This window comes from Pseudomonas sp. ACN8 (genome assembly GCF_002303925.1).
GTDB lineage: Bacteria > Pseudomonadota > Gammaproteobacteria > Pseudomonadales > Pseudomonadaceae > Aquipseudomonas.
Genome location: NZ_MRCS01000020.1, coordinates 97,529 through 107,232 on the forward strand (window position 1 = coordinate 97,529; position 9,704 = coordinate 107,232).

Sequence of the window (9,704 nt, forward strand, 5' to 3'; positions counted from 1 at the left end):
TTTGTGGATATCCAATGTCATCCAATAAAACCCTCGCTTTGGCCCTGTGCTTCGCTATTACCGGTTGCGCACAGACTCCACAGAAAGACGCGACGGCACCTGTCGCCAAGACTGAAAGCGGTAGCCACTGGTACTGGCCGTTCGGTTCCGACGACAGCGCCGGCAAGCCCGTGACCAAGCCGGAGGTAAAACCTGAAGTCAAACCCGTTGCGGTGACCAAGGCCGAAACCGATAGCGGCAGCAAGTGGTGGTGGCCGTTCGGCGGTAGCGAGCAGAGCACTGCCAAGGTTGTACCGATGCCAGACCCGAAAGTCACCCAGGCCTGGCTTGACGACTACGAACCGCGACTGCGCGAGGCGGTCAAGGGCAGCAACATGCAACTCGAGCGCCGTGAAAACGTACTGGTGGTGACTGCGCCGGTCGAAGGCTCGTTCAACCCTGATCGTCCGGCCATGCTGCTGCCAGTCACGCTCGGTCCGTTCACCCGCGTTGCCAAGATCCTTGAAGCCGATCCTAAGACCGCTGTGTTGATCCTCGGCCACAGCGATACGTCCGGCGCTGCGCCTGCCAACGTCAAACTCAGCCAGGAGCGTGCCCAGTCCGTTGCGGCGATTTTCCGTCTCAGTGGTTTGCAGCGTGATCGCTTGATGCTGCGTGGTCTGGGCGGTGATGCACCGCGTGCCGCCAACGACAGCGTGCAGGGTCGTGCGTTGAACCGTCGCGTGGAACTGCTGGTGACCCCGCAAAACACCATGGTCGCACTGCTGAGCAAGTACAACATGCCGGCTCCAGCACCTGTGACCATGGTTGCCGCCGCGGACGCCAAGCCGGTCGCCAAGCCTGTGACACCGGCCCCTGCGACTAAAAAGGCTTCGGTTCCGGCAACGAAAAAAGCCCCCGCGAAAAAAGCATCGGCGAAGAAAGCGCCTGCGAAAACCGCAACGCCGGCAAAAAAGACCACGCCAGCCAAAGCCTCGACGGCTGACAAGAAAGTCGTCGCCACCGATACTGCAAAGCAGTGATTCGTTAACCAAAAGGAATGCGCCATGACCCAGGGCCTGGCTGATATGCGTCGTGACTACACCCGTGATGGCCTGACCGAGGCTCAAGCCCCGGCCGAGCCGTTCGCTCTGTTTCACCAGTGGTTCGCCGACGCGGTGAAAACCGAGCAGGCACCGGTGGAAGCCAACGCCATGACCCTGGCCACCGTCGACCAGGATGGTCGACCGCACTGTCGCATTCTGTTGCTCAAGGGCCTGGACGAGCAGGGCTTCACCTTTTTCACCAACTACGAAAGCGCCAAGGGCCAGCATCTGGCTGCGAATCCGTTCGCGGCCATGACGTTTTTCTGGCCGGCGCTGGAGCGCCAGGTGCGCATCGAAGGGCGGGTGGTGAAGGTGACGCCTGAGGAGTCCGACGCCTATTATCAGGTCCGTCCACTGGGCAGTCGCCTGGGGGCCTGGGCGTCACCGCAGAGCCGGGTGATCGCCGATCGTAGCGAGCTCGAAGCGCTGCTCAAGGACACGGAGCAACGTTTCAGCGACACCCAACCCCATTGCCCGGAACACTGGGGCGGTTATCGCCTGCTGCCGGAGCGCATCGAGTTCTGGCAGGGCCGCCCAAGTCGCCTGCACGACCGCCTCAACTACCGCCAGCAGGGCGCCGACTGGATTCTTGAACGTCTGGCACCCTGAGCAGTCTACCGATCGGGATAGCCTGCCGCAGCGGCTTCCAGCCACTTCGGCAGGTCTCGACGCTTGATCTTTTGCGCCCGGGCACTCGCCAATCGTTCGAGCATGAAGGCTTTTTTCTGCTCGTCCTTGCCCGCCAGCGCTAGCGCCAGGTCGCGGTCCATCCAGCGTTTGATCCGCACGTACAGCCACCAATGGAAGTACAAACCGGCAACAGTCGTGACGACGATGATAAAATAGTCCATTGAAATCCTTGGCCAGTGGGGCAGTTTTGCGAATTTGCCGCTACTGTGTGAGTTCGTGGAGGCGCCTTAACGGAGCCTGAATCAAACCAATTTTACCCGGGCGATGCCGTGACAGGCGTCAAGCGGCGGAGTTTAATGAACAACTGTTTCTTTGGAGTTGATGCTATGCGTAAGTCTGTTCTACTGGTTGCTTCCTTTTCCACGATGGCGATGTTGCTCACTGGTTGCCAATCGAGCCTGACCGGTGACTCCTATTCCCGTGACGAGGCGCGTCGTGTGCAGACCGTTCGCATGGGTACCATCGAAGCATTGCGCCCGGTGAAAATCGAAGGCACCAAAACCCCGATCGGCGGCGCTGCTGGCGCAGTGGTCGGGGGCGTTGGCGGCAGCTCCATCGGTGGCGGCAAAGGCAGCGTCGTTGCTGCAGTCATCGGTGCCGTGGCCGGCGGCCTGCTCGGTTCAGCCGCTGAAGAAGGCCTGACCCGCACCCAGGGCGTGGAAATTACCGTGCGCGAAGACGATGGCAGCATGCGCGCCTACGTTCAGGAAGTTCAGCCGAACGAAGTGTTCCGTGTTGGCGAGCGTGTGCGCATCGCCAGTGTGAATGGCACCAGTCGCGTTTCGCACTAAGCGCAAACACCGGATAAAAAAACCCGATCAGGTGACTGATCGGGTTTTTTGTTTTTCAGCTCAGGAGGGGCTTGATCGGCGCCAGGCGTTATTGCGGTTTATCAGGAGGTCAGCGCAGTGTTCTTGCGGCTGGCCATCGCCGTCACCACATAACCGATCAGCGCCGCCAGAATCGAACCGGTCAAGATCCCCATGCGGTCCATCCCGGCGAAATCACTCACGCCCGGCTCGAAGGCCAGCGAGCCTACAAACAGGCTCATCGTGAAACCAATGCCGCAGAGTATTGCTACGCCCAGTATCTGGCCCCAGTTGGCGCCTTGGGGCAAGGCGGCGATACCGGTTTTCACGGCCAGCCAGGTCAGGCCGAAGACCCCGACGGTCTTGCCCAGCAGCAGCCCGATGGCGATGCCCATCGGAACATGGTGAGTGAAGCTTTCGACGGTGACTCCGCTCAGGGACAGGCCGGCATTGGCAAAGGCGAACAGCGGCAGGATGCCGTAGGCGACCCATGGATGCAGGGCGTGTTCCAGGGTCAGCAAAGGCGAAGGTTCGGCATTTTTCGTGCGCAGCGGAATGCAGAAAGCCAGGGTCACGCCGGCCAGGGTGGCGTGGACACCGCTTTTGAGTACGCAGACCCAGAGGATCAGGCCGACGATCATGTACGGCCCAAGCTTGACCACACCGAGCCGGTTCATCCCGATCAGCGCCGCAATACAGGTCGCGGCCAGCGCCAGGGACAGGGTCGACAACGCGCCGGAATAGAAGATCGCAATGATGATGATCGCGCCGAGGTCGTCGATGATCGCCAGGGTCATCAGGAACAGTTTCAGCGATACCGGAACCCGTTTGCCCAGCAACGCCAGCACGCCAAGGGCGAAGGCAATGTCGGTGGCGGTCGGGATTGCCCAGCCGTTGAGGGCCGGTGGCGTGTCGCGATTGAGGTACCAGTAGATCAGCGCCGGCACCACCATGCCCCCAATGGCGGCGGCACCGGGCAGGACGATTTGCGACGGTCTGGACAACTGGCCGTCGAGGACTTCGCGCTTCACTTCCAGGCCGATCAGCAGGAAGAACAGCGCCATCAGGCCGTCGTTGATCCACAGCAGCAAGGGCTTGGCGATTTTCAGCGCGCCGATCTGGGCCACCACGGGGGTGTCCAGCAGGCCGTTGTACAGCCACGACAGCGGCGAGTTGTTGATAATCAGAGCCAGAACGGCAGCGGCGATCAGTAACAGACCGCTGGCAGCTTCCAACTGAAAGAAACGCGTGAAAGTGCTACGCAGAGGCAAGGTCGCTCTCCATCTGTGAATTCAAAAGGTGTTACACCCTAACAAGTACTGTTAGTTGTTAAAACAAAAGTTATATTCTTTTTTGTTATATGTCGTTACAGACTGATCCCTCGGCACCGACCTGAGCCTAGCAGTTGCCGGGCGTATTGGATTTCAGCTGTACCTGTGCTGGACGCAGGATTTTTCCTAAGCTTGTTGGATGAGCCTTGTCATAAGGCCGACTCCTGCCCGATACAACGAGAAAACCATCATGAGCGACAACCGACAGTGGTCCCGCGAAGCGATCCGGATCATCGAAGCCGATTTCCAGCGCAGCGCCGACACCCACTTGATCCCCTTGCCGCTGCCGGGTTTTCCGGACATCGAGTTGTATTTCAAGGATGAGTCCAGCCACCCCACGGGCAGCCTCAAGCACCGCCTGGCCCGTTCGCTGTTCCTGTATGCGCTGTGTAACGGCTGGCTCAAACCCGGCGCGCCGGTCATTGAGGCTTCCAGCGGTTCGACGGCGATTTCCGAAGCGTACTTCGCGCGCATGCTGGGCTTGCCGTTCATTGCTGTGATGCCAGCGACCACGTCCAAGGAAAAGATTGCGCAGATCGCCTTTTACGGTGGCCAAAGCCATCTGGTGGACGATCCGACCCAGATCTACGCTGAGTCCGAGCGCCTGGCTCGTGAACACGACGGGCACTTCATCGACCAGTTCACCTACGCCGAGCGCGCCACTGACTGGCGAGCGAACAACAACATTGCCGAGTCGATCTTTCAGCAGATGCGCTTCGAACAGCATCCCGAGCCGAGCTGGCTGATTTCCAGCCCCGGTACCGGCGGCACCACAGCCACTTTGGGCCGGTACGTGCGTTATCGCCAGCACGGCACTCGCGTGCTGTGTGCCGATGCCGAGCGTTCGGTGTTCTTCGATTACTACCAGACCGGCGATGCCAGCCTGCGACTGGACCACGGCTCGCGCATCGAAGGCATCGGCCGGCCGCGGGTGGAGGCGTCGTTTCTGCCCAAGGTGATCGACGCGATGGTCAAAGTGCCGGATGCCCTGTCGCTGGCGGCCATGCACTACCTGGCGGAGCGTCTGGGACGCCATGTGGGCGGGTCGAGCGGGACCAACCTGATCGGCGCACTGATGGCCGCCCAGCACATGAAAGCGGCGGGGGAGACGGGGTCGATGGTGGCGATTCTGTGTGACAGCGGCGAGCGCTATGCCACGACCTATTACGATCAGGACTGGCTCAAGGCTCAGGGGTATGAACTGAGTGGTTTGATGGCGACGGTGGCGGCGACGGTGGAGCGGGGTGAGCCGTTGCCGGCGTCGGTGTTGCGCGCCAATATCTGAGATCTTTCAGACACTGAGTACCAATGTGGGAGTGAGCCTGCTCGCGATGGCGGATCAGCATTCAACAGTGATGTTGACTGATCTACCGCTATCGCGAGCAGGCTCGCTCCTACAGGGGATTTGCGTCAGGCTTCCAGGCCGAGGATGTCCCGAGCCACAGCCTCGGCAATGCGAATCCCATCAACACCCGCCGACAGAATCCCGCCCGCATAGCCGGCACCTTCACCGGCCGGGAACAAGCCCTTCACGTTCAGGCTCTGCAACAACTCGTTCCGGGTAATGCGCAGCGGCGAGGAGGTGCGGGTCTCGATGCCGGTCAACACCGCGTCGTGCAGCGAGTAACCACGAATCTGCTTCTCGAACGCCGGCAAAGCTTCGCGAATCGCTTCGATGGCGAATGCCGGCAGTGCCAGCGCCAGATCACCCAGGGCTACGCCCGGCTTGTAGGACGGCTCGACGCTGCCCAGTTCGGTGGACGGTTTGCCTGCGATAAAATCGCCGACCAATTGCGCCGGCGCTTCGTAGTTGCTGCCGCCCAGCACGAATGCATGGGATTCCAGACGTTCCTGCAGCTCGATACCGGCCAGCGGGCCGCCCGGATAATCGACTTCCGGCGTGATGCCGACGACGATACCGGAGTTGGCATTGCGCTCGTTACGCGAGTACTGGCTCATGCCGTTGGTGACCACGCGGTTCGGCTCGGAGGTCGCCGCCACCACGGTGCCGCCCGGGCACATGCAGAAGCTGTAGACCGAACGGCCATTCTTGGCATGGTGCACCAGTTTGTAGTCGGCGGCGCCCAGTTTCGGGTGGCCGGCGTATTTGCCCAGGCGCGCACGGTCGATCAGCGACTGCGGGTGCTCGATGCGGAAACCCACCGAGAACGGCTTGGCTTCCATGAACACGCCACGGCCGTGGAGCATGCGGAAGGTGTCGCGTGCGCTGTGGCCGAGGGCCAGGATCACGTGTTTCGAGTGGATCTGCTCGCCGCCGTTGAGCTCGACGCCGACCAGTTGGCCGTCTTCGATCAACACATCGGTGACACGCTGCTGGAAGCGCACTTCACCGCCCAGGGCGCGAATCTGTTCACGCATGTTTTCCACAACGCCAGTCAAACGGAACGTACCGATGTGCGGTTTGCTGACGTAGAGGATCTCTTCCGGGGCACCGGCCTTGACGAATTCGTGCAAGACTTTACGGCCGAGGAACTTCGGGTCCTTGATCTGGCTGTAGAGCTTGCCGTCGGAGAATGTCCCCGCGCCGCCTTCACCGAACTGCACGTTGGATTCCGGGTTGAGCACGCTTTTGCGCCACAGGCCCCAGGTGTCCTTGGTGCGCTGGCGTACTTCGGTGCCGCGTTCGAGAATGATCGGCTTGAAGCCCATTTGCGCCAGCAGCAGCCCGGCGAAAATCCCGCACGGACCGAAACCGACGACGATCGGACGCGCGCTCAGGTCGGCCGGTGCCTGGCCGACCGCTTTGTAGCTGACATCCGGCGCCACGCTGACGTTACGGTCATCGGCGAACTTTTGCAGTACCGACGCCTCGTCCCGAACTTCAAGGTCGATGGTGTAGATGAAGCACAGCTCGGAGGACTTTTTACGCGCATCGTAGCTGCGCTTGAACAAGGTGAAATCGAGCAGGTCATCGCTGGCAAGCCCTAAGCGCTGCACGATGGCAGGGCGCAGGTCTTCTTCGGGATGGTCGATCGGCAACTTGAGTTCGGTGATTCGTAACATGGCGGGATCCGGTTCGCGGGGCGCACAACTGCGCCAGGGCGTTTGAAGCCCGCGATTATAAGCCGCAAAGGCGCAGGCCCGTGAGGCTTATACGATCAGTCGTCGCGCGATCCGCCGAAATACCCGCAGCCGCGCTGTACCTGACCGTCGATGCGCAACTCGGCACTCATGTGCTGGATGCTGCCGGTGCTGCTGTCGACGCAACGTTGCGGTGCAACCCACAGTTCGATGTGCTGGTTGTTGGCTTCGGTGCTGAGGTTGAAACGGCCATCGCCCAGTTGCTCCTCGACGTAAGGCACGGCCAACGGCGGCTGCCCGGACCGGTCGAGGACCATGCCTTTGCCGCTGACTTTCACGCTCCACTCCGGGGTGTGGCCGGCGGCGCGCAGGATCAGCAGCTTGAAATTCGGATCGTCGCACGCGTTGCCCGAGCGCTCGACGCGGTACAACTGCTCCAGATCGAGCTGGCCGTCACCACCGCTGCCGGCCACAACCCGTCCGCGCACGTCGGCAAACAGCTTGCCCTGCTTGTCCGCCAGGTTTGCGGCCTGCTGCAGGACGCTGGTACCGCCCGTGTCGTTGACCACGTAGCGGTTTGTCTGGTTGCACGGCTGGAACAGCAGTCTGCCCTGCGCCGCGGTCAACTGGCCTTGCATGCGTGTCTGGCCGACATGGGAGGCGCTCTGCCGTTCACCGTCGAACAACTGGCAAGCGGCAAACAGCGGAAGCAGGGCAACGAGGACTAAGGAACGGGCAACACGCATCTTGGGGTCTCCTGACAAGTGTCGCCACGTTACTCAGCCTGACCGTTCATCACAACCCGTTATCGTCTCCACGTTGTATTGGCGCTGATGCAGGTTGCGTTTTTTATCTTCAGATGTGAAAGGTCTGACCTGTTTGCAGGCCTTCCACGCTTTTGGCGTAGGCCAAAGCCACATCCGCCGCAGGAACCGGCTTGAAGCCACGGAAGTACGGCGCGTATTTGCCCATGGCTTCGACGAGGACGTTCGGGCTGATCGAGTTCACGCGCAAGCCGCGCGGCAGTTCGATGGCGGCGGCCCGGACGAAGCTGTCCAGTGCACCGTTGACCAGTGCTGCCGAGGCACCGCTGTAGATCGGATCGTGACTGAGCACGCCGGTGGTGAAGGTGAACGATGCGCGGTCATTGGCGAACTCGCGGCCGATCAGCAGCAGGTTGACCTGGCCCATGAGCTTGTCTTTCAGGCCCAGGGCAAAGCTCTCTTCGGTCATCTCATTGAGCGGTGCGAAGGTCACGTTGCCGGCTGCACATACCAGTGCGTCGAATTTTCCGGTCTGCTCGAACAGTTTGCGAATCGAGGCGCTGTCACTGATGTCCACCTGAAAGTCGCCGCTGGTGCGACCGATGCGGATGATTTCGTGGCGTTGCGACAGTTCCTTGTCGACGGCCGAGCCGATGGTGCCGCCTGCGCCGATCAAAAGAATTTTCATGGGGCTGATCCTCGTTGTGGGTTGAACGAGGCTTCAGTTTAGGGTGGTTTTTTCTCCAGATAAGCGCACTAATAGGCAACCTTTGGTTTTCAAATGGAAACAATCCATGAGCGAGATGGATGATCTTGCCGCGTTCGCGGTGTTGATCGAAGCGGGGAGTTTCACCCTGGCGGCGCAGCAGCTCGGTTGCAGCAAAGGCCAGTTGTCCAAGCGTATCAGCCAGCTGGAAGCGCAGTTTTCCGTGGTGCTGTTGCAGCGCACCACCCGCCGCTTGAGCCTGACCGCGGCCGGCGCTGCGTTGTTGCCCCAGGCCCAGGCGCTGGTGGTGCAAGTCGAGCGGGCGCGCCAGGCCCTGGCGCGTCTGAAAGACGACATGGCCGGCCCGGTGCGGATGACGGTGCCGGTGTCGCTCGGGGAAACCTTCTTCGATGGCCTGTTGCTGGAGTTCTCCGCCAAGTATCCCCAAGTGCAGATCGAACTGGAGCTCAACAACAGCTACCGTGAACTGTCTCGCGACGGTTTCGATCTGGCGATTCGTTCCGACGTGGCCATTGACCAGCGACTGGTGGCGCGCCCGTTGCTGGCGTGGCAAGAGCTCACCTGTGCCAGCCCGGCTTACCTGGAGCAATACGGTGAACCGCAAACGCCCCAGGCGCTGGCCGAACATCGTTGCCTGCTCAACAGCCATTACAGCGGTCGCGAAGAATGGCTGTATCACCAGCAGCATGAGTTGTTGCGGGTGCGGGTATCGGGACCGTTCGCCAGCAACCATTACAACCTGTTGAAGAAAGCCGCGCTGGTCGGTGCCGGTATTGCACGCCTGCCGTCCTACTGTCTGCCAACAGAACTGGCCGACGGGCGTTTGCGATGGCTCCTGCGCGATTATCAGACCCGCAGCATGCCGATGTACCTGGTGCATCCTTATCAGGGTGGATTGCCCAAGCGCACGCAGGTACTGGCGGATTATTTGATGGGGTGGTTCAAGCGCAGTGGGGAAGTGTTGGATCGGTTGTAACGACCCCCTGTAGGAGCGAGCTTGCTCGCGAAGAACGTATAGACACCACGTTCATCCAGCCAGCCCCCGTCATCGTTAACGTCCATCGCGAGCGAGCTCGCTCCTACAAGGGATCTCATGGCGGGCATAAAAAAACGGCCTGTGAAGGCCGTTTTTTGTGTGCGCCCAGCATGGGCGCAATCTTGTGGGTGAAAGTCCCGCCGTAAGCTGACCACAGCGAACGAAGTGAAGCGCAACTGCACGAGGGCGACCGAGTGTGGGGAGGAAGCGTGAATCGAAG

General features: G+C 60.9%; 10 protein-coding genes. 5 read left to right on the plus strand and 5 right to left on the minus strand.

Annotated elements, in window-relative coordinates; genetic code table 11:
* The first annotated feature begins 14 nt into the window (after positions 1 to 14).
* Positions 15 to 1,022 (plus strand): OmpA family protein, encoded by a 1,008-nt coding sequence (locus tag BSF44_RS13595; protein WP_095943930.1) that lies wholly within the window; start codon positions 15 to 17, stop codon positions 1,020 to 1,022.
* 24 nt (positions 1,023 to 1,046) lie between these two features.
* Positions 1,047 to 1,694 (plus strand): pyridoxamine 5'-phosphate oxidase, encoded by a 648-nt coding sequence (pdxH, locus tag BSF44_RS13600; RefSeq protein ID WP_095943931.1) that lies wholly within the window; start codon positions 1,047 to 1,049, stop codon positions 1,692 to 1,694.
* 5 nt (positions 1,695 to 1,699) lie between these two features.
* Here pdxH and BSF44_RS13605 read toward each other — a convergent pair whose 3' ends face one another.
* Positions 1,700 to 1,936: a hypothetical protein gene (locus BSF44_RS13605; RefSeq protein ID WP_056720840.1), complete on the minus strand. Its 237-nt coding sequence runs from the start codon at positions 1,934 to 1,936 to the stop codon at positions 1,700 to 1,702.
* A gap of 165 nt (positions 1,937 to 2,101) precedes the next feature.
* On the opposite strand from BSF44_RS13605, the gene BSF44_RS13610 reads away from it, so the two are divergent.
* On the plus strand, positions 2,102 to 2,566 hold the full coding sequence (locus BSF44_RS13610) for a glycine zipper 2TM domain-containing protein (protein WP_007992400.1): 465 nt from the start codon (positions 2,102 to 2,104) through the stop codon (positions 2,564 to 2,566).
* 101 nt (positions 2,567 to 2,667) lie between these two features.
* On the opposite strand, the gene nhaA is transcribed toward BSF44_RS13610, so the two are convergent.
* The gene (nhaA, locus tag BSF44_RS13615; protein WP_095943932.1) at positions 2,668 to 3,855 is read right to left on the minus strand and encodes a Na+/H+ antiporter NhaA; all 1,188 of its coding nucleotides are present in this window, start codon (positions 3,853 to 3,855) and stop codon (positions 2,668 to 2,670) included.
* Positions 3,856 to 4,102: 247 nt separating this feature from the next.
* Between nhaA and BSF44_RS13620 the strand changes: the two genes are divergently transcribed.
* Entirely contained in the window at positions 4,103 to 5,200 is a 1,098-nt protein-coding gene (locus BSF44_RS13620; RefSeq protein WP_172435347.1) for a PLP-dependent cysteine synthase family protein, read from the plus strand.
* A gap of 125 nt (positions 5,201 to 5,325) precedes the next feature.
* Here the strand turns inward: BSF44_RS13620 and BSF44_RS13625 are convergent, their stop codons facing one another.
* The 3 genes from BSF44_RS13625 to BSF44_RS13635 form a co-directional block, all read right to left on the minus strand.
* Positions 5,326 to 6,939 (minus strand): NAD(P)/FAD-dependent oxidoreductase, encoded by a 1,614-nt coding sequence (locus BSF44_RS13625; RefSeq protein ID WP_095943934.1) that lies wholly within the window; start codon positions 6,937 to 6,939, stop codon positions 5,326 to 5,328.
* A 95-nt stretch (positions 6,940 to 7,034) separates the two neighbouring features.
* A complete protein-coding gene (locus BSF44_RS13630) occupies positions 7,035 to 7,703 on the minus strand; it encodes a COG3650 family protein (protein ID WP_095943935.1) in 669 nt (222 codons plus the stop codon).
* Between the two features lie 109 nt (positions 7,704 to 7,812).
* Positions 7,813 to 8,409 carry a short chain dehydrogenase gene (locus BSF44_RS13635; RefSeq protein ID WP_095943936.1) on the minus strand — a complete coding sequence of 199 codons (597 nt, stop codon included), beginning with the start codon at positions 8,407 to 8,409 and terminating at the stop codon, positions 7,813 to 7,815.
* 106 nt (positions 8,410 to 8,515) lie between these two features.
* Between BSF44_RS13635 and BSF44_RS13640 the strand changes: the two genes are divergently transcribed.
* A complete protein-coding gene (locus BSF44_RS13640) occupies positions 8,516 to 9,424 on the plus strand; it encodes a LysR family transcriptional regulator (RefSeq protein WP_095943937.1) in 909 nt (302 codons plus the stop codon).
* The last annotated feature ends 280 nt before the right edge of the window (positions 9,425 to 9,704 follow it).